Annotated in this window: 19 protein-coding genes, 2 tRNA genes and 1 pseudogene; 10 read left to right on the forward strand and 12 right to left on the reverse strand. The window is 71.5% G+C overall.

Annotated features, from left to right (window positions below):
- The first annotated feature begins 146 nt into the window (after positions 1 to 146).
- Positions 147 to 1,436: a L,D-transpeptidase gene (locus ACPXB1_RS27315; protein ID WP_355592161.1), complete on the forward strand. Its 1,290-nt coding sequence runs from the start codon at positions 147 to 149 to the stop codon at positions 1,434 to 1,436.
- A 109-nt stretch (positions 1,437 to 1,545) separates the two neighbouring features.
- On the opposite strand, the gene ACPXB1_RS27320 is transcribed toward ACPXB1_RS27315, so the two are convergent.
- A tRNA-His gene (locus ACPXB1_RS27320) sits at positions 1,546 to 1,618 on the reverse strand.
- A gap of 186 nt (positions 1,619 to 1,804) precedes the next feature.
- Positions 1,805 to 2,401, reverse strand: a complete 597-nt coding sequence (gene orn, locus ACPXB1_RS27325; RefSeq protein WP_355592163.1) for an oligoribonuclease — start codon at positions 2,399 to 2,401, stop codon at positions 1,805 to 1,807.
- A gap of 67 nt (positions 2,402 to 2,468) precedes the next feature.
- Between orn and ACPXB1_RS27330 the strand changes: the two genes are divergently transcribed.
- Entirely contained in the window at positions 2,469 to 3,737 is a 1,269-nt protein-coding gene (locus ACPXB1_RS27330) for a glycosyltransferase family 87 protein (protein ID WP_355592165.1), read from the forward strand.
- A 32-nt stretch (positions 3,738 to 3,769) separates the two neighbouring features.
- On the opposite strand, the pseudogene ACPXB1_RS27335 reads toward ACPXB1_RS27330, so the two are convergent.
- The 3 genes and pseudogenes from ACPXB1_RS27335 to ACPXB1_RS27345 all read right to left on the reverse strand — a co-directional run.
- Positions 3,770 to 4,297: pseudogene (locus ACPXB1_RS27335) on the reverse strand (hypothetical protein); the annotation flags it as partial.
- A gap of 681 nt (positions 4,298 to 4,978) precedes the next feature.
- Positions 4,979 to 5,710 (reverse strand): YcnI family protein, encoded by a 732-nt coding sequence (locus ACPXB1_RS27340; RefSeq protein WP_355592167.1) that lies wholly within the window; start codon positions 5,708 to 5,710, stop codon positions 4,979 to 4,981.
- Between the two features lie 17 nt (positions 5,711 to 5,727).
- Positions 5,728 to 7,392, reverse strand: a complete 1,665-nt coding sequence (locus ACPXB1_RS27345; RefSeq protein WP_355592169.1) for a copper resistance CopC/CopD family protein — start codon at positions 7,390 to 7,392, stop codon at positions 5,728 to 5,730.
- A gap of 202 nt (positions 7,393 to 7,594) precedes the next feature.
- Here ACPXB1_RS27345 and ACPXB1_RS27350 point away from each other — a divergent pair, with 202 nt between their 5' ends.
- The 4 genes from ACPXB1_RS27350 to ACPXB1_RS27365 are packed head-to-tail and all read left to right on the forward strand — an operon-like array spanning position 7,595 to position 10,511.
- Positions 7,595 to 8,173, forward strand: a complete 579-nt coding sequence (locus ACPXB1_RS27350) for a sigma-70 family RNA polymerase sigma factor (protein WP_355592171.1) — start codon at positions 7,595 to 7,597, stop codon at positions 8,171 to 8,173.
- 31 nt (positions 8,174 to 8,204) lie between these two features.
- The gene (locus ACPXB1_RS27355) at positions 8,205 to 8,729 is read left to right on the forward strand and encodes a MauE/DoxX family redox-associated membrane protein (RefSeq protein ID WP_355592173.1); all 525 of its coding nucleotides are present in this window, start codon (positions 8,205 to 8,207) and stop codon (positions 8,727 to 8,729) included.
- Positions 8,722 to 9,438 (forward strand): DsbA family protein, encoded by a 717-nt coding sequence (locus tag ACPXB1_RS27360; RefSeq protein WP_355592175.1) that lies wholly within the window; start codon positions 8,722 to 8,724, stop codon positions 9,436 to 9,438. Before ACPXB1_RS27355 ends, ACPXB1_RS27360 begins: the two co-directional genes overlap by 8 nt.
- Positions 9,435 to 10,511 carry a hypothetical protein gene (locus tag ACPXB1_RS27365; RefSeq protein WP_355592177.1) on the forward strand — a complete coding sequence of 359 codons (1,077 nt, stop codon included), beginning with the start codon at positions 9,435 to 9,437 and terminating at the stop codon, positions 10,509 to 10,511. The genes ACPXB1_RS27360 and ACPXB1_RS27365 overlap by 4 nt, the downstream gene beginning before the upstream one ends.
- A 122-nt stretch (positions 10,512 to 10,633) precedes the next feature.
- On the opposite strand, the gene ACPXB1_RS27370 is transcribed toward ACPXB1_RS27365, so the two are convergent.
- Genes ACPXB1_RS27370 through ACPXB1_RS27385 form a run of 4 tightly spaced genes read right to left on the reverse strand, consistent with a single transcriptional unit; the run spans position 10,634 to position 13,334 of the window.
- The gene (locus ACPXB1_RS27370) at positions 10,634 to 11,404 is read right to left on the reverse strand and encodes an energy-coupling factor ABC transporter ATP-binding protein (RefSeq protein WP_355592179.1); all 771 of its coding nucleotides are present in this window, start codon (positions 11,402 to 11,404) and stop codon (positions 10,634 to 10,636) included.
- Entirely contained in the window at positions 11,401 to 12,171 is a 771-nt protein-coding gene (gene cbiQ / locus ACPXB1_RS27375) for a cobalt ECF transporter T component CbiQ (RefSeq protein ID WP_355592181.1), read from the reverse strand. Before cbiQ ends, ACPXB1_RS27370 begins: the two co-directional genes overlap by 4 nt.
- 15 nt (positions 12,172 to 12,186) lie before the next feature.
- Positions 12,187 to 12,621 (reverse strand): PDGLE domain-containing protein, encoded by a 435-nt coding sequence (locus tag ACPXB1_RS27380; RefSeq protein ID WP_355592183.1) that lies wholly within the window; start codon positions 12,619 to 12,621, stop codon positions 12,187 to 12,189.
- Entirely contained in the window at positions 12,618 to 13,334 is a 717-nt protein-coding gene (locus tag ACPXB1_RS27385; protein ID WP_355592185.1) for an energy-coupling factor ABC transporter permease, read from the reverse strand. Before ACPXB1_RS27385 ends, ACPXB1_RS27380 begins: the two co-directional genes overlap by 4 nt.
- A gap of 165 nt (positions 13,335 to 13,499) precedes the next feature.
- On the opposite strand from ACPXB1_RS27385, the gene bcp reads away from it, so the two are divergent.
- The 4 genes from bcp to ACPXB1_RS27405 all read left to right on the forward strand — a co-directional run bounded on the left by bcp (position 13,500) and on the right by ACPXB1_RS27405 (position 15,614).
- Positions 13,500 to 13,976 (forward strand): thioredoxin-dependent thiol peroxidase, encoded by a 477-nt coding sequence (gene bcp / locus ACPXB1_RS27390; protein ID WP_355592187.1) that lies wholly within the window; start codon positions 13,500 to 13,502, stop codon positions 13,974 to 13,976.
- 103 nt (positions 13,977 to 14,079) lie between these two features.
- Complete coding sequence (locus ACPXB1_RS27395) at positions 14,080 to 14,925, forward strand: HNH endonuclease signature motif containing protein (protein ID WP_355629686.1); 846 nt, start codon at positions 14,080 to 14,082, stop codon at positions 14,923 to 14,925.
- A tRNA-Leu gene (locus ACPXB1_RS27400) sits at positions 14,911 to 14,993 on the forward strand. The genes ACPXB1_RS27395 and ACPXB1_RS27400 overlap by 15 nt, the downstream gene beginning before the upstream one ends.
- A 93-nt stretch (positions 14,994 to 15,086) precedes the next feature.
- On the forward strand, positions 15,087 to 15,614 hold the full coding sequence (locus ACPXB1_RS27405; RefSeq protein ID WP_355629689.1) for a GNAT family N-acetyltransferase: 528 nt from the start codon (positions 15,087 to 15,089) through the stop codon (positions 15,612 to 15,614).
- 60 nt (positions 15,615 to 15,674) lie between these two features.
- Here ACPXB1_RS27405 and ACPXB1_RS27410 read toward each other — a convergent pair whose 3' ends face one another.
- The 3 genes from ACPXB1_RS27410 to ACPXB1_RS27420 form a co-directional block, all read right to left on the reverse strand.
- On the reverse strand, positions 15,675 to 16,685 hold the full coding sequence (locus ACPXB1_RS27410; RefSeq protein WP_355629691.1) for an expansin EXLX1 family cellulose-binding protein: 1,011 nt from the start codon (positions 16,683 to 16,685) through the stop codon (positions 15,675 to 15,677).
- A gap of 53 nt (positions 16,686 to 16,738) precedes the next feature.
- The gene (locus tag ACPXB1_RS27415; protein ID WP_355592195.1) at positions 16,739 to 17,071 is read right to left on the reverse strand and encodes a hypothetical protein; all 333 of its coding nucleotides are present in this window, start codon (positions 17,069 to 17,071) and stop codon (positions 16,739 to 16,741) included.
- Between the two features lie 62 nt (positions 17,072 to 17,133).
- Positions 17,134 to 17,952 (reverse strand): MOSC domain-containing protein, encoded by an 819-nt coding sequence (locus ACPXB1_RS27420; protein WP_355629694.1) that lies wholly within the window; start codon positions 17,950 to 17,952, stop codon positions 17,134 to 17,136.
- Position 17,953 lies beyond the last annotated feature (1 nt).

The following is a 17,953-nucleotide window of genomic DNA, read 5'->3' on the forward strand; positions in this document are numbered from 1 at the left end:
GCGGAGGCGAGCCAGGCTCACGAATCGCCGATAGTAGCAAGAATCTGACATTTTGTCGGCGTGTTCGGGTTCACCCTCGGCAACCGGGGCCTGCGCTGGCGCGTCTGTAAGAGACGATGGGCAGGGACCACGACTGTGAGGACATCATGCGAGCTAGCCAGCACCAGCTGAACCGGCCCGGTGGGCGACGCCGCGTGTTCGCGGCGGGGCTTCTCGCCGCGGCGCTGGCCTTGACCTCCGCGTGCACCGACGGCGGCGGCGGCAAGCCGTCCTCGTGGCAGGGCGGCGGCGAGAGCGCGGCGCCGAAGGCAGCGGCGACGATCAGCGAACCGGCGGCCGACGCGAAGGACGTGCCGGCGTCGACAGGCGTCACCTTCACCACTAAGGACGCCGTGGAGACCGCCGTCGAGCTGAAGGACGCGGCCGGCAAGACGGTCGAGGGCGCGCTGTCCGCCGACGGCAAGACCTGGATGCCGGCGGGCGCCCTGGCGTACGGCACGAGCTACACCGCCACTGTCACCGCCACCGGCGACGACGGCCGTCCGGCCACCGCCACCAGCACGTTCACCACGATGGCCAAGCCCGCCAACCAGGTACGCGTGAGCAGCTTCCTCGGCGACAACCAGGTGGTCGGTATCGGGATGCCGCTGATCGTGAAGTTCAGCCGGGGCATCCCGGAGGACTACCGCGACGACGTGCAGCGCCGCATGACGGTGACCTCCACGCCGGCCCAGGAGGGCATCTGGCACTGGGTCAGCCCCACCGAGATCCGGTATCGGCCGAAGGAGTTCTGGAAGGCCGACAGCAAGGTCTCCTACCGGGTCCAGGCCGGTGGCCTGCCGCTGGGCGACGGTTGGTACGGCCGCGCCGACCTCAACGTGGACATCAAGATCGGCGCTTCGGTGATCATGACGGTCGACAACAAGACGAAGCGCATGACTGTGACCCGCAACGGCTCCGTGATCAAGACCATTCCGGTGAGCCTCGGCAAGAAGAGCACCCCCTCGTCAAGCGGGACGATGGTGGTGATCGAGAAGCTGCGCAAGACGGTCTTCGACACGTTCGAGGAGCTCGGCCCCGAGGAGGGCTACCGCACCAAGATTGACTTCGCGCAGCGCCTCACCTGGGGCGGCGAGTTCATCCACGCGGCGCCCTGGTCCGAGGGCCAGCAGGGCAGCGTCAACGTGTCGCACGGCTGCGTGAACGTGTCGATGGCCAACGGCGAATGGCTGTTCAAGAACACCCAGGTCGGCGACCCCATCACCGTCAAGGGCACCGAGCGCAAGCTCCAGAACGGCAACGGCTGGACGGACTGGAACATGAACTGGGAGCAGTACGTCAAGGGCAGTGCCCTGCCGTACGAGCCGCCTGCCGACCCGGACACGTCGCCGACCCCGGACGGCTCCACCGCCCCGACGGCCACGCCCACCGCCTGATCCACAGCTACGACGGGAGCCCCCTCCACTGGAGGGGGCTCCCGTGTGCCGTCCCCTGGAACGACTCAGGCCCCCTCGTGAGAGGAGGCCTGAGCGGTGAAGCTAGCTGGGTGACTGATGGGAATTGAACCCACGACAACCGGGACCACAACCCGGTGCTCTGCCAACTGAGCTACAGCCACCATGCCGCCGTCGCCCGGTCGATCGCCCCGGGCGGGGTGCGGACCAATAATAGCCACACTCCAACCAACCGCGTCCACCGGGTTGCCCGCTCCGCCGTGTGGCAGTCACAGACACCTCCGGTGTTAGGAGGGGCCCCTTCCTATACACCAGGCGTTAATAAGGTGCCCTTCCTTCGCCCCGGGCGGTCAGAGGTCGGCGGCGATCGCCTTCGCCGTGTCGACGTCGGGGCCGGGCAGCGGGACGAAGATGGTGCGCCGGTAGTACTCCAATTCCCGGATGCTCTCCCGGACGTCCGCGAGCGCCCGGTGCGCCAGGCCCTTCTGCGGCTGGCCGAAGTAGACCCGGGGGTACCAGCGGCGGCACAGCTCCTTGATCGACGAGACGTCGATCATGCGGTAGTGCAGGTGCGCGTCGAGGCGGGGCATGTCCCGGGCGATGAAGCCACGGTCGGTGGCGATCGAGTTGCCACACAGCGGCGCGGTACGCGGGTCCTTGACGAAGCTCCTGACGTACTCCAGCACCAGGTCCTCGGCCTCGGCGAGGGTGACCGCCGAGCGGCGGACCTCCTCGGTGAGGCCGGATTTGGCGTGCATCGTCTGGACGATCTCCGGCATCGCCTCCAACGCGGCCTCGTCGGCGTGGATCACCACGTCGACACCGTCACCAAGCACGTTGAGGTCGGGATCGGTGACCAGTGCCGCAACCTCGATCAGTTTGTCCCTGCCGAGGTCCAACCCGGTCATTTCACAGTCGATCCAGACGAGGAGATCAGCCACCGGCACAGCCTACGCGCAGCCCACACCCCGCGGCTGCGCGCTCTCGGCCGGGCGGACCGCTAGGGTTTCTCAAGTGCCAGCCGATCCTGTAGCGCCACCCGCCGTCACCGACGACGATCCCGGCGGTCGTACGGTGCGTCGGCTGGTCGCCGTGGTGGCGCTGCTGGCCGTGTTGCCGGCGCTCTACGTGCCCGGCCTGGTGCACAACTTCTTCGATCTGAAGATCTACATGTCGGCGATGGACTGGTGGACGACGGGCCATCCGCTCTACGACTACGTCCAGCCGGACCGGGTTCAGGGTGAGCTCTACTTCACCTATCCGCCGTTCAGCGCGCTGCTGCTGTGGCCGTTCGGTCTGCTGAAGCTCGGCGTCACCGTGACGATCTTCACGGTGCTCACAGTGCTGGCAGTGGTGCTGACCACCCGGTGGCTGGTGATGCCGGTGATCGCCCGGCACGGCCTGCCACGGACGTTCACACTGGTCGTCGCCGTACTGCTGGTGCTGGCCGTGGAGAGCACCCGCGAGACGATCACCTTCGGCCAGATCAACATGTTGCTCGTCGTGCTGATCCTGGGCGACCTGCTGTTCGCCGTGCCGCAGGCGCGGCGCTGGGCCGGGGTCGGGGTGGGGCTGGCGACGGCGCTCAAGCTCTTCCCCGGCATCTTCATCGTGTACCTGCTGGCCACTCGGCGGTGGCGGGCCGCAGTGGTGGCGAGTGCGACCGCGGCGGCGGCGACGCTGCTCGCGGCGGCCATCGCCCCGAGTGATTCGTGGCGGTTCTGGACCCAGGAGTTGTGGGACACCGAGCGCGTGGGCCGCACCGACTACGTCGGCAACCAGTCGCTGTTCGGCCTGCTCAGCAGGTTCACCGCGCCGGAGAAACCTGACCGGATGCTGTGGCTGCTGCTGGTGGCCGTGGTGGCCGGCTACGGGCTGTGGCGGGCCGCCCGCGCGGCTCGGGCCGGTGACCTGCTGACGGGCCTGACCTTGACCGGCCTGGTCGGCGCCCTGGTCAGTCCGATCACCTGGACCCACCACATCTACTGGTTCGTGCCGGCGGTGGTGCTGCTCGTCGACGTGGCGCTCAGCGCCGACCGACCGGACGAGTCACGTCGGCGCTGGTGGTCGGCCGCGCTCGCGCTGGGCACCACCGCTGTGATCACCTACGGGGTGGTGACGTTCCAGAAATGGGGAACGGACCCGGTCCGCACCCATGACCCGGTGGATTTCGTCACGCAGAACAGCTACGTGCTGCTCTGCCTGCTGCTGCTGGCAGCCCTGCCGATCCGGTCGAGCCGGGTCGCGGAAAAATCGCACCAAATGGACAGAGTTCCCCAGTAGCCACGATCACGGCTAATCTGGTCTCATCTACCTCAGGTGTCGCTCGGGTAGCACCGATCCCCCGGTGAGAGCGGCCCTCCGCGTCGGCAGCGCGGAGGGCCGCTCGCCGTCTCGTCCACCACCACCGGCCGGGCCGTCGGCTCCGCCGCCGCGGGCGGCCAGGCCAGGCTCAACGTCACCTCGGGCGGGCGGGGTTGCCCGGCCGCCTCGTCCAGGTCTCCGAGCGTGGCCGGTCGGTGGGCGGGCTCGGTGCCGATAGCCGAGCGGGGTCGCTCCCCCGAGCCGACCGGAGCGAGCTGCCGCACCGCAGGCATCGGTGGTGCGGCACCGGGCTCCCGGACGCCGAGGCCGCTCAGCGAGGTGACCCCGAGCCGGCCGGCCAGCACCGGCACCTGGTCCGGTTCGACAACGAAGACCACCTCGCGGGGGCGCTGCGGTCGCAGCAGGAGCAGCACCGCGCCCACCACCAGCAGCACCCCGAGGGCGAGCAGACCCCACGTCGCCGGGCCGGTCCAGGTCGCCCGCAACTCCGCCCGCAGATCCAGGGCGAGGTCGGCCCCGCCGTCGGGGCGCATCACCACCAGGCTCATCGGCTCACCGGCCAGGTCGCCGGCGGCCCACTCCAGCGAGCCGATCCCCTCGCGTACCCAGAAGGGGCGGCCCAGCGGGTTGGTCGCCTCGGTGGCCGCCGTTGCGACGGCCGGACCGGCCGGGTCCAGTCGGACGGGCAGCGGACCCCGGGCCAGCGCGACGCGACGGACCGTGGCGTGCGGCACGGGCTCCAGCCAGCGACGCACCTCCGCCGTAGGTGCCAGACCGACGAACGCCGGGCCGCCAGGGGTACGCGCGTCCACCCGCAGTCGGGTCTGGGCGGTACGCGCGAACGGCACTTCCTGCCGCAGCAGCCGGTCGAGGTCGCCGACGACGACGGCGTGCCCAGGTGTGCGGACCGTCTCGAACCGGGCCGTGAAGGCTCCGCCGGGGTCGGCGTGCCGGGTCACCAGCCAGAGCCCACCACCGACCAGGAGCGCCGGAATCCCCATGACCAACAGCAGCACTCCGGCGATCGCCCGCACGAAACGCATTCGCACCGTCCCCCTCCGTAGCCAGATACCCGGCCGACCTTACCGACGTACGCCCTCTGATCAGCGGATATCCACGGCACGGCCGATTCCGGTCCGGTGCGAAGCGCGCTGGCCCGCCGGAAACGAACTCCGGGGGGCCAGCGGGTGAGCGACGGGTCAGGACTTGGCTGCCGGCTCCCGGCGGGTCCGGGCGAACGCGAGGCCGCCCAGCACCAGGCCGGCCAGGCCGGCGACGAGACCGGCGACGCCGAGACCGATCGCGGCGCCCTCGCCTTCGTCGTCGTCATCGTCGGACGCGACGGCCGACGCGGCGGGTGCGGCCGACGCCGACGCCGACGCTGCCGGGGTGAGCGTGAGTACCGGCGCCGGGCTGTCCGGCTCCTCGCCGCCCGCAACTGGCTCGTCGATCCACCGCGAGATGTTGCCGTCCGAGTAGGTCTGCAGGGTCTTGAAGACCATCGACTCGACCTGGGGCAGCGGGCCCATCGAGACCGGGAACTCCTGGAACTGGCCCGGCTTCACCGCCGCGTCACCGGTGGCCGTCCAGGTGATCTTGGAAACGGCCTCGGTGAGCTGGCTGCCGTGCACCTCGATCGGCGGGTCCACCTTGCGCTTCTCGGTCGTCACCGTCCAGCCGGGCACCGGCATTGTCGACACCGAGCCGACCGGCGCGTTCTCCGGCAACACCACCTCCAGCTTGGTGGTCGACGCGGTGTCGCTCTCGTTGGGCACCCGGAACGCCACCCGGGCGTAGCCGCCCTGGGTCGCCTCCTTCGGGTTCACCGTGACGTGGGCGGACGCCGACCCGGCGAAGCCGAAAACGGCTGTGGCGACGGCGGTGAACGCCAGGGCGGTAGCGGCGGCTGCGGTACGCCGGAGACGGGTCATGAGCTTGGTGGACCTCTCTAACGGATGGGCACGGTGGCGGTCACCGTGGCCTGGTCGATGTCGGACGTACGGACGGTGATCTTCAGTTGCCACTCGCCTGCGGCCGGCATGCTGATGTCGCCGTACGAGTGGTTGTCCGTCAGCGGCAGCAGCGGGACGTCGATGGGCTCGATCCCCGCCGAGGGCAGCGCGGCCGTCGCCCGCCACTCCACCACCGGCTGCGGGCGGTTGTCCTTGGTGTACGCGTACAGGTGCATCGAGTTGTTGCCCCGCTCGGCCGGGTCCAGCTCGATCTGGAGCGTGAACAGCGAGCTGGACAGCGTGGTGGTGAAGAACCCGGCCTGGGTGCCGGACGGCTCGGCGACGGCAGTGCGGGCGGGCGTGGTCTGCACCAGGGTCGCCGACAGGCCCAGCACCACGACTGTCACAGCCAGCTCCACCAGGACCGCCCGGCGCACGGGCACCGGTCGCTGCGCCGCCGTGCGCCGACGTACCAACTGCCGGGAGTACGCGGCCACGGCGATCACCACAGCGAACAGCCCGACCTTGGCGAGCAGCAGCCGCCCGTACGTGGTGGCGAACAGGGCGTCCAGGGTGCCGACCTCGATCAGCGCCTGGACGATGCCGCCCAGCAGCAGCGCCGAAACGGCGAGCGCGGCCCAGCGCGACCAGATCGGCAGGATCGCGCCCAACTCCCGCTCGTCGGCCTGCCTCAGCAGGAAGACGGCGAGCATCAGCAGGCCGCCCAGCCAGACCGCCATGCTGCCCAGGTGCACAGCGTCGACCACAACGGATACCGCCGGCGCCGGCGAGGCCGCCGCGTGCCCGGCCAGCGGCCAGGTCAACAGGGCTGCCCCGCCCAGCACCGCCAGGATGATCGCGTCGGCCCGGCCGACCGGCCGGGCCAGCAGCGGCCGCAGCAGGAACGCCGACGCCGCAAGCAGGCCGAGCCGTACCAGGTGGGCGGCACCGAATGTGCTGCCCAACACACTGGAGAACCCCTCACCGGTGACCTCGAACAGCCCACCGCCGGCGGTGTAGGGCACCTGCAACCACAGGTCGGCGAGGGTGGCCACGGCGACCAGACCGAGACCCGTCCAGGCCAGCCGGGACGGCCCGCGCCGGGACAGCCGGCTCGGCCACAGCGCGGCGAGCACCAGCACCGGCCCGACCAGCAGCACCAGACCGGCGTAGCCGAGGAACCGGGCCACCTTCACGGCGGTGCTCACCACCGGGTCGGCGCGGCTGTCGTCCCCGGCGTCGACCGGCGCAGCCGACGGCGCGCCCACCGAGTAGGTGAAGGCACCGGAGACCGGGTGGCTGTCGGCGGAGATCACTCGGAAGCTCACCAGGTAGGTGCCGCGCTCACCGCTCGGGTCCACCGGGATCGTCACCACCCCGCCGTCGAAGGACGGCTCACCCCGGTCGGCCCGGGAGCCGTCCGGCGCGACGACCCGGATCTTGCCGGGAACCTTGCGGACCGCCTCGCTGAACGTGAGCACCACCTCGGCCGGCCCGCTGGGCACCACCGACGAGGCGGCCGGGCTGGTGCGGGACAGCACGGCGTGGGCGCTGGCCGGACTGGCGGGCACGATCAACAGGGCGACGACGGTTACCAGGAGGCCGGCGGCGGCGGCCAGCCGGGCCATCCAGCGGCGGGGGGCGACAGTCATGACGGTCATCGTCGCCGACGGAACGGGTGATCGGCGACCCGAGGTGGGCAGGTGACTCAACTGCGCTCAGCCGCCAGCGCCGCGCGCACGGCATCGCGTGTCATGCCCAGGTAGTCGGCGCCCGGAGGGAAAAAGTTCCCGACGTGTCGCAGACCATCCATGGGTCGAAGGACCCTGGCGTCACGGCGGTCGCCGCGTAACCTGTTTTGTCGTGAGCCCAGTCGCGCGTGACTTCGGTGTCGGTCCGGCCGGTGACGTCGTCCGGGACGAGGCCACCGAGTGGGCGCTGACCGCCCGCAACGGCGATCCGGCCGCCCAGTCCGCGTTCGTCCGGCTGACCCAGGCCGAGGTCTGGCGCTTCGCCGCCGCCCTGGTGAGCCCGGACAGCGCCGACGACCTCACCCAGGAGACGTACCTGCGGGCATTTCGGGCCCTGCCCGCGTTCGAGGGTCGCTCCACCGCCCGCACCTGGCTGCTCGGCATCGCCCGGCGGGCCTGCGCCGACCACCTCCGCACTGTCGTCCGCCGCCGCCGGCTCGACGAACGCCTGGCCGGCAACGCCCACACCGACCACCCGCATCCGGACCCCGCCGGGCAACTCGGGGCCACCGACCTCGTGCGCCGGTTGAGCCCCGAGCGACGCGCGGCGTTCGTGCTCACCCAACTGCACGGCCTGTCGTACGCCGAGGCCGCCGCCGTCGAAGGCGTGCCAGTGGGCACCATCCGCTCCCGGGTCGCCCGGGCCCGAGACGAACTCGTCCAGGCGGTCGGCGACGCCCTCGCCGGCTGAGCCGGAACTTCCGGCGGAGACGGAACGACAAATGACCGTGACAGCACCCACCACCCCGGCCAGCCGCTCGTCACTCGTGCGGCAGTGGCTCGGCCTCGCGGTCCGGCTCGGCCTCGCCGCAGTCTGGTTGGTGGCCGGCGCGTCAAAGGTCGGCGACCTGGCCGCCTCCGGCCGGGCCGTGAACGCCTACCAGGTGATGCCGTACGACGTGGCGACCGTGATCGGCGCCGCACTGCCCTTCGTCGAGCTGGCCCTGGGCGTGCTGCTGCTGCTCGGGCTGGCCACCCGGCTCAGCGCGGCGATCTCCGCAGCGCTGCTGCTGGTCTTCATCGCGGGCATCGCGTCGGCGTGGTCGCGGGGTCTGGCCATCGACTGCGGCTGCTTCGGCAGCGGTGGGCAACTCGCCGAGGGACAGGCACCCAGTTACCTCCCGGAGATCCTGCGGGACCTGGGATTCTTGGCGCTGGCCGGATTTCTGCTGATCTGGCCGCGTACGCCCGTCTCGGTGGACGGGTGGCTGTCCGCCGAACCGGCTGTGGAGGACGAGGATGAGTAGTCGCAAGGGGCAGCGGGACGCGGCCCGTGTGGTCCGCCAGCAACTGGCCCGTGAGCGTCGACGTCGCCGCACCATCTGGGTCTCGGCCGCCGCCGTCGCGGTGCTGATCATCGCCGGCCTGATCGGCTGGGCAGCCTGGTCCAGCCAGCGGTCCGACGACTTCACCACCCCGCCCGGCGCCAACGCCGACGGCACCGGCATCGTCACCGGCGGCGGCCCGGTGACCATCGACGTCTACGAGGACTTCCTCTGCCCGGCCTGCAACCAGTTCGAGCAGACCAGCGGGCCCACCCTGGAGCAGTTGGCAGCCGAGAACAAGGCGAAGGTGGTCTACCACCCCGTCGCGTACCTCAACCGCTTCTCCACCACCGCGTACTCCACCCGCTCGTCGGCCGCCTCCGGCTGCGCCGCCGCTGGCGGCAAGTTCCACGAGTACGCCAAGGCGCTCTACGCCAAGCAGCCAGCAGAGGGCGGCGCCGGGCTCAGCGACGACGAACTGATCGACATCGGCGCCGACGTGGGCCTCGACCGGGCCTCGTTCGGCAGCTGCGTCAAGGAGGGCACGTACAAGACGTGGACCGAGCACGTCACCGACGAGGCCAGCCGCAACAACATCACCGGCACGCCGACCATCCTGGTCAACGGGAAGCAGCTCGCCGACCGCAGCCCGCAGGGCCTCACCGCAGCCGTGGCGGCGGCCGGCAAGTGATCCGTACCCTGCTGTCCCGTGCCGGCCTGGTCGCCACCGCCGCCTGCGCGGTGACCCTGCTCACGGCGGCGCCCGCCGCCGCGCACGGCGCGGACGCCCCGGACGGCAGCGACTACCGCACCCGCGTCACTGGCGTCACGCCCGATCAGCGCGGTCTGGAGGTACGGGTCATCGAGGCGGGCGCCCGACTGGAACTGACAAACCGCACCGGCCGCCCGATCGAGGTGATCGGCTACTCCGGTGAGCCGTACCTGCGGGTCGGCCCCGACGGCGTCTACGAGAACACCCGCTCCCCCGCCACGTACCTCAACCGCACCCTCGCCGGGGACACCACCCTGCCAGCCGACGCGGACCCGGCCGCCCCGCCGTCCTGGCGACGCGTCGACGACGGCACCACCGTGCGCTGGCACGACCAGCGGGCGCTCTGGCAGGAGTCGGCGCCACCGGCCGCCGTACGCGCCGCGCCCGACCGCGAGCACCGGGTCCGGGACTGGACGATCCCGCTACGCGACGGTGCCGAGCCGGCGCGGATCAGCGGCACGCTGGACTGGGTGCCGCCGCCGGACGCGTACACCTGGTGGACGGTGACGATCGTGGGGGCGCTCGCTGTGGGGGCGCTCGGCCTGCTCGCCGCCGCCGCGCCGGCCGGAGCCCGGGCGTCGGCCGCGCTGGGCGTGCTGCTTGTCGTCGGCGGCGCGGTCGCCGTGCTCTACCCGGTGGGCCGCGAACTCGACGCCGGCGCCCAGGGCGTCGGCGGGGTGCTCGTCGGGCTGCTGGGCGGGCAGTTGTGGTCGCTGCTCACCGGCCTCGGCGCGATCGCCGCAGGCGCGCACGCGCTGGCCCGCCGCCCGGCCGCCGACTTCGCGGTGGCGCTTGCCGGAGCCTGCCTGGCGCTGTTCGCCGGGGTGGGCAACGCGGCGGTGTTCGCCCGGTCCGTCGCCCCGGTCCCCTGGCCGGCCGATATCGCCCGCGTCCTCGTGGCCGTGGTGCTGGTCACCGGTGCCGGAGCAACCGCCGCCGGAGTCCTACGCCTACACGCCGCCTCCCGAGCCCAAACCCAAACCCGAACCTAGCCCTCGCCCTCCCTCCCCCACCCTCAACCCCCGCGATCTGGCACTTTGTGTCCTCGATACGCGGCTTTTGTCGCTGATGCGGGGGCGGCAAGTGCAAGATCGGCGCGGGTCAGGGGTGTGGGTCAGGGGCGCGGGGGTGGGGTGGGGGTGAAGCCGTGGGGGAGCTCCAGGCGGTGGCGGGCCAGTAGGGCCGCGTCGGCCAGCAGGTCTGGGGTGGGGGCGTCGGCGACTATCCGGCCACCGTCCAGGATCACCGAGCGTTCGCACAGTTCCGCCGCGTACGGCAGATCGTGGGTGACCATCAGCAGGGTCACCGGCAGGCCGCGCAGGATCTCGGCCAGCTCGCGCCGGGCGGCCGGGTCCAGGTTCGACGACGGCTCGTCCAGCACCAGGATCTCCGGGTGCATGGCGAGCACTGTCGCCACCGCCACCCGGCGCCGCTGCCCGAAGGACAGGTGCTGCGGGGATCTGTCCCGGTGCTCGCTCATCCCCACCGCGGCGAGCGCCTCGTCCACCCGGGCGGTCAACTCCGCCCCGCGCAGGCCCAGATTCGCCGGCCCGAACGCCACGTCCTCCGCCACCGTCGGCAGGAAGAGCTGGTCGTCCGGGTCCTGGAAGACGATGCCCACCCGGCGACGCACCTCGGACAGGGTGGCCCGGTCCGGAGTGACGGTCAGCCCACCGACGCTCACGCTGCCCTGCGTCGGGGTGAGGATGCCGTTGAGGTGCAGCACCAACGTCGTCTTGCCGGCGCCGTTGGGCCCCCACAGCGCCACCCGGTCGCCGCGCGGCACCGTCAGGTCCACGCCGTGCAGGGCCACATGCCCATCCGGGTACGCGTACCGGACGCCACGAACGTCCAGCGAGACAGCGGTCTGCACGACTCCGATCATGTCAGCACGACGGCGACGGCAGCGATGGAGGCCGCCACCACCGGCACTGTCGCCGCGACGAGCCACTGGCCGGCGGTCGCCGCACCGTCGCCCTGCCACACGGCGGGCATCCGCCCCGTGTACCCCCGGGACAGCATCGCCAGGTAGACCCGCTCGCCACGCTCGAACGCACGCAGGAACAACGCCCCGATCCCGGCGGCGAATCCGCGCAGCTGCCACAGGAAACGCGGGTCGTCACCCCGCGAGATGCGGGCCACCCGCATCCGCCGCGCCTCACCGACGAGCACGTCCAGGTAGCGCAACATGAACGTGGCGATCTGGGTGAGCACCTGCGGACAGTGCAGCCGGTCCAACCCGACGATCAGGTCCCGGGTGGTGGTGGTCGCGGCCAGCAACAGCGAGACGAGGACACCCAGGGTGCCCTTGGCCAGGATGTTCCACGCCCCGTACAGCCCGTCCTCGGACAACCGCAGCCCCAGCACCTCGACCCGCTCGCCGGCACCGAGGAACGGCAGTGCCACGGCGAACAGCACGAACGGCAGCTCGATCAACGCCCGGCTGAGCAGCCAGCCCGGACCCACCCGGGCCAGCGCCGCCACCACCACTACCAGCAGGGCGTACGCGCCGAACGCCCAGAACGCCTCGCGTGGGGTGGCCACCACGGCGATCGTGAAGACCACCATCGCCGCGATCTTGACCTCGGGCGGGAGCCGGTGCACAGGCGAGTCCGACTCGCGGTACAACACGTGCCCGTGACCGGCGCCCATCCGCGTACCCCCTGATCAGCCGGCGGTGCCGGCGCGGCGCCGACCGTCGTCGGTTGCCGCGTCGTCGAGGGCCGGCGCCTCGCCGGTGGCCGGCGTGGTGCCTGCGGGCTGCGCGGCGCCACGGCGGCGCAGCAGCCAGAAGCCACCGGCGCCGATCGCGAACGTCACAAGCACCCCGAGCACCCCGGACAGACCCGTCGAGACGAAGCTGTTCTCCACGCCCCGCACGCCGTAGTCGGCGAACGGGCTGTCGCCCAGCTCGTGGTCCCGGGCCTGCTGCGCCGGGCAGCTGCCGCCGACGATGTTGTCGTCGGCGTCGACGGTGCAGCCCTTGAGCAGGGAGGAGTCCAGCCCGTCCGGGTGCGACGAGGCGTAGTTGCTCACGACCCCGGCCAGCAGCAGGGCGACCAGCAGACCACCGGCCAGGAACATCCAGGAACGGTTCTTCATCGAACACCTCCGGCGACCGGAACAGCGGGGGTGGCGGGGGAACGCAACGAGCGCAGCGCGTAGACCAGGTCGGGTCGCACCTTCGCCACCGTCAGCACGGTGGTCGCGGTGATCAGGCCCTCACCGATGCCGATCAGCAGGTGGACGCCGGCCATCGTGCCGGCCAGGCCGGCGAGGTTGCCGCCCAGGTCGGTGGTGCCGCCCAGCCAGTACTGGAGGACGAAACCCTGCGACGCCACGACCACGCTGACAAGCGCCGCGACGAACGCCGTCACGGCAAGGCCGGCGCGCGTGCGAGGCAGCACCCGCAGCATCACCGAGATCAGCAGGTACGCCGCGGCGGTACCGAGCAGCGCCATGTTCGTGATGTTGAGGCCGAGCATCGCCACGCCGCCGTCACCGAAGATCAATGCCTGTACGACGAGTACCACCGCCACACAGAGCGCGCCGACCCACGGCCCGACAAGCATCGCGGCGAGCGCGCCACCGAGCAGGTGACCACTCACCCCGGCCGTGAAGATCGGAAAGTTGAGCATCTGGACGGCGAAGATGAACGCCGCCACCAGGCCCGCCATCGGGGCGAGCCGGTCGTCCAGATCCCGCCGACCGCGCAGGACGCAGACGGTGAGCGCGCCGAGCGCCAGCGCCGCGAAGACCGCTGCCACCGGGCCGTCGATGATCCCGTTCGAGATGTGCATCGCCAGTGTTTCCACGCGACCTCCCCCGCGTCAGCGGGCCCGTTCCGGGCCAGCGTGAGTCAGCCTATTTCTCAAGACTTGCTGTTGCCATAGCTTGGCAACAATGGATGTTCCTCGTCACTATCAACGCCCGCGAGGCGGTGGCGACGACGACACACCTCCCGGCGGTAGGGTCAGGCCATGACCGCGCCCGACCGCCTCTCCCCCGGTGACCCCGCGCCCGAGTTCACCCTCCCCACCGACACCGGCGACCAGCTCTCCCTTGCCGACCTGCGCGGCCGCAACGTGGTCCTGTACGCCTACCCGGCGGCCATGACCCCCGGCTGCACCAAGCAGGCCTGCGACTTCCGCGACTCACTCGCCTCCCTCCAGGCCGCCGGCTACGAGGTGGTGGGCATCTCCCCCGACAAGCCGGCGAAACTGGCGAAGTTCCGCGAGCGCGACGCCATCACCTTCCCGCTCGTGTCGGACGAGGACAAGGCAGTGCTCACCGCCTACGGGGCGTACGGCGAGAAGCAGCTGTACGGCAAGACCGTGACCGGAGTGATCCGCTCGACGTTCGTCATCGACGCCGACGGCAAGATCGAACGTGCGCTCTACAACGTCAAGGCCACCGGGCACGTCGCCAAGCTGCGCCGCGACCTCGGCCTGGACTGACTGACCTGTCACACCGGGCCGCTACGGTCCGTCAGTGGTCCGATACAAGTACACGCCCGAGGCGCTCGCCGAGGCAGCCGCCGCCGCACGCACCATCACCGAGGTGATGCGGCTGCTCGGCGTACGCGTCAGCGGCGGCTCCCACGCGCACATCAGCCGCCAGCTCAAGCGCTTCGGCATCGACACGTCGCACTTCACGGGCAGCGCCCACAACCGGGGCGCGCGCGGCGAACGGCGCACCACATCGTCACAGCTTCTGGTCGAGCTGCCCGAGGGCTCCCGCCGGACACCGGGGACGCGGCTGAAGTGGGCCTTGAGCACACTCGGCGTACCCGAGGAATGCGAAGAGTGCGGCACCGGGCCGGTCTGGCGAGGCGCTCCGCTGACCCTGCACGTCGATCACATCAACGGCGACTTCCTCGACAACCGGCCACCGAACCTGCGGCTGCTCTGTCCGAACTGCCACAGCCAGACCGCGACCTACGCCGGCCGGGGCAAACGGGGTGGCGAACTCACCGTTCCCGTGCGCGCGGCCGCAGGTGGTGAGGAATCCTCCGGTCCCCCTCGTCGTCGGATGTCGCGGGCGGAACTCGTCGACCTGTTCGCCCGGATCGACGCGCAGCAGATCACAGCCGTGGCAGCCGCACAGCACCTGGGCTGTCGCCCGGCGTCCCTGCACAAAATGCGGCGGAGACTTGAGCAGGAAGGTCTGGTGACACCGCGGCTGGATCGCCGCTGGCGTTCGCTGGCACACCGCGACACGGTGATAGAACACGCGCTGGCGAATCCGGAGGTCGGGCCGAAGCGACTGTCGGAGATCCTCCGCGACCTGCCCGGCGGCCGATGCACGCTGAGTCACGGCTCGATCTCGGCCATCCTCAGAGAGGCCGGGCTCAACACCGTCGAAGCCCGACGCTTTAGAATCAGCACATTGGCGGGAGTGGCGTAACGGCAGCCGCGCAGGTCTTAGGAACCTGTATCCGAGAGGATGTGGGGGTTCGAATCCCCTCTCCCGCACCGAGTTGCACGTGCGGTTCACGCGCTGCGCATGCTGTCGGCAGGGTCACAACCCCGGGTCGATCGGGCATCTGACCAGCCAGGATTGGCGCCGTGAGCCTGCGTTTCGTCCTCGACCCCGACCTGTCCCCACAGCTGCGCGACGAGATCGTCGCCCTCTGGGTGGACGTCACCAATGCCGGTGGCGCGGTCGGCTTCGTGCCCCCGGTCACCGCCACCGAAGTCCGTACGATCGCCGATCCGACCTTCGCCGGCATCGCCGACGGGCCGGACCGGCTGCTGGCCGGGTACGACGGCGACCGACTGGTGGCGGTGCTTGTCTTCTGCGACAACCGGTTCCCGCTCAAGGCGCACTGGTGTGTGCTGAAGCGGGTGATGGTCCACCCGGACACCCAGGGCACGGGCTACGGGTCGGCGCTGATGCACGAGGCCGCCCAGCTGGGTCGGAAGTTGGGACACGAGGCGCTGCACGTGACGGTGCGTGACGGGCTGGGTCTGGACGGGTTCTACCGCCGCCTCGGTTACCGGGAGATCGGCCGTTTGCCGGGAGCGCTGCGGGTGGCGCCCGGCGACGATCGGGACGAGATCCTCATGTGGCTCGACCTAACCTCGACCGACTGACCGCTCAGCCACCTCGACCGCCGGCCGGTCGGCCACGCCCAGCCCAGCCGACAGACCTGTTCAGCCACACCAGCGGGCGGTGGGCCTTGTCGGGCGGGTGGAGGGCGTCCCGGCGGCCGACGCGTTCGCCTGCGCCACCTCCGCGGGGCGGCGCGCGGGTGTCGGCGTGGCGGCTGGTCGGGTGGTGGCCGGGCGGGCCGACGCCGGCGGTCGCGCTGTCGCGCGCGCGGTGCCGGGCTCGTACATCCGCACGACGCTTGTCTGCACCTGGCCGGGTGTCATCCGGATGCCGGACACGGTGACCTGGTGCCCGTACACGTCGCTGACCCGCACGCTGAACGGGCCGGGACCGGCGCCGGAGGCCAGCAGCCAGTAGTTGTAGTCCTGCCGGGCGGTCGCCCGCCACGGGCCGGTGGTGCCCTGGCGCACCTCGACGGCGCGCAGCGGGTTGCCGTGGTTGCCGATCCGGATGGCGAACCAGAACCGCGACGCGCCTTCCTTGATCCGGAAGGAGAGCGGGCCGGGTAGCGGCGGGTTGACCACGGCACGGTAGGTGATCGGGACGAGGCCCTGGACCGGGTCGGCGATCCGGGCGAAGGCCTCCCGGGACAGGTCGAGGTGGCCGGTCTCGCACTCCGGGCACTGATCCATGATCAGGACGCGGACGGCGCCCTTCGGGCCTGTGACGTCGAGGAAGCCGCCGCAGGCGGCACCGGCGGCGTACTCGGTCGGGCCGAGCGCCACGTAGAGCCGGTTGGCCGGGACGGCCGGGTTCGAGCAGTTGCCGCCGCCACCGTTGGAGTCGTAGAAGGTCGCCTTGCCGCTGTGGGTGGCGGTGCCGGTGGGTGGTGCGGCGGCGAGGGTCCGGCCGGCGGCGCAGGCGGGGGTGGAGCCGGAGCGCAGGGCCAGGGTGAGTCCGAGCGCCGCCGCGAGGACTGTGACGCCGGTGGCGACGAGCCAGGGCAGCGGGCCGGGCCTGGGTGTCGGCGGGTTGTCCGGGGCACGGTCCAGGTCGAGTTCGATGTCGACGTCGGTGCTGCTGACGCCACCGGGAGCGCTTCCGTCGGTCACGTCGGCGATGCTGCCGGACCTGTGTGCGGGCGAACAAGCCGGCTAAGCGAAAGCTAAGACAGCATCGACGGACGGTGAGCGGCGCGTTCCTTCTGCAGGCCGGCGGTCAGCGTGGCCAGGCTCTGCAACTCGCCCGCCAGGCCGGGCCGGTCCCGCAGGACGTCCTCCAGGCGGGCGCGCCACAGCCCGGTCTCGACCGACGCACGGGTGCCGTCGGGGTCGTGCCGGAGCTGGTCGCGGGTCCGTTCGAGCGACTCCTGGCAGGTCGGCCCGAGCAGGTCGCCCACCTGAACGCTGAGCCAGTCGAACAGGTCTTCGTCGCGCGTCGCGCCGACGAGCACCCGGGCCGCTTCCCATGCCACCCGGGGCTGATGCAGGGCCACCATGGCGTCACCTCCAGATTCGACAATCATCGATCGGGGCCGCGGGCGCGGCAATACCTGGCCGGTCAGGGTTCGATGACGATGGGATCGCCAACGTGCAGTGGGCCGCTGTCGACGGGCACCAGGTGCAGTCCGAAGAGGAGTTTCTGCCTGATGTTGCGGTGGCGGCCGAGGGTACGCAGGGGCTCCTTCGTGCGTACCCCGGTTTCCTGGTCGGTGGTGGTGACCACGCAGCGGTCACACGGCCCGGCGGCGCGCATCAGCAGGTCACCGATGCGCACCGGCCGGCCGGCCCAGTCGTCCTCGGCCCACGCCGGCGCCTCGTCGACCACCAGGTTGGGCCGGAACCGGGCCATTGGCACCGCCTGCTCGCCGGCCTCGGCGAGCCATCCGTTGAGGGCGTCGAGGGAGGCTGTGTTGGCAAGCAGCAGCGGGTAGGCGTCGGCGAAGCTGACCTGGTCGCCGGTGTCGTGGTCGCGTTCGTCGGCGGCGAGGTGCCGGGCCGGCCGGGCCAGCCAGACGAGCCGGACGGGCCGGTCGAGCAGTTCGCCGAGCCAGGCGTCGGCCGCCGGGCCGGCGGGTAGCGCGGGCACCGGGATCTTGCGGTGACGGAAGGTGCGGACCGGTACCGGGTCGCCGCCTGTCGGCTCGGGCACGTCGAGGTCGGGCTGCCCGTCGGCGCGCAGCGTCAGGCCGCCCGGGCGCACTGTGGCGCGCAGGCCGACCAGCCGGGTGGTCTCCCGTTGGGTGACGCCGACGCCGGCGGCGTCCACCACCATCCAGCGCCGGTCGCCGGCCAGGCCCCAGGGCTGCACGAGCGCGCCGTCGTGATCGAGGCGGTGACAGCCCTTGACTGGGTACGTGTGGATCGAGGTCAACCGCACC

It is taken from the genome of Micromonospora sp. DT68 (genome assembly GCF_049847245.1).
GTDB lineage: Bacteria > Actinomycetota > Actinomycetes > Mycobacteriales > Micromonosporaceae > Micromonospora > Micromonospora profundi.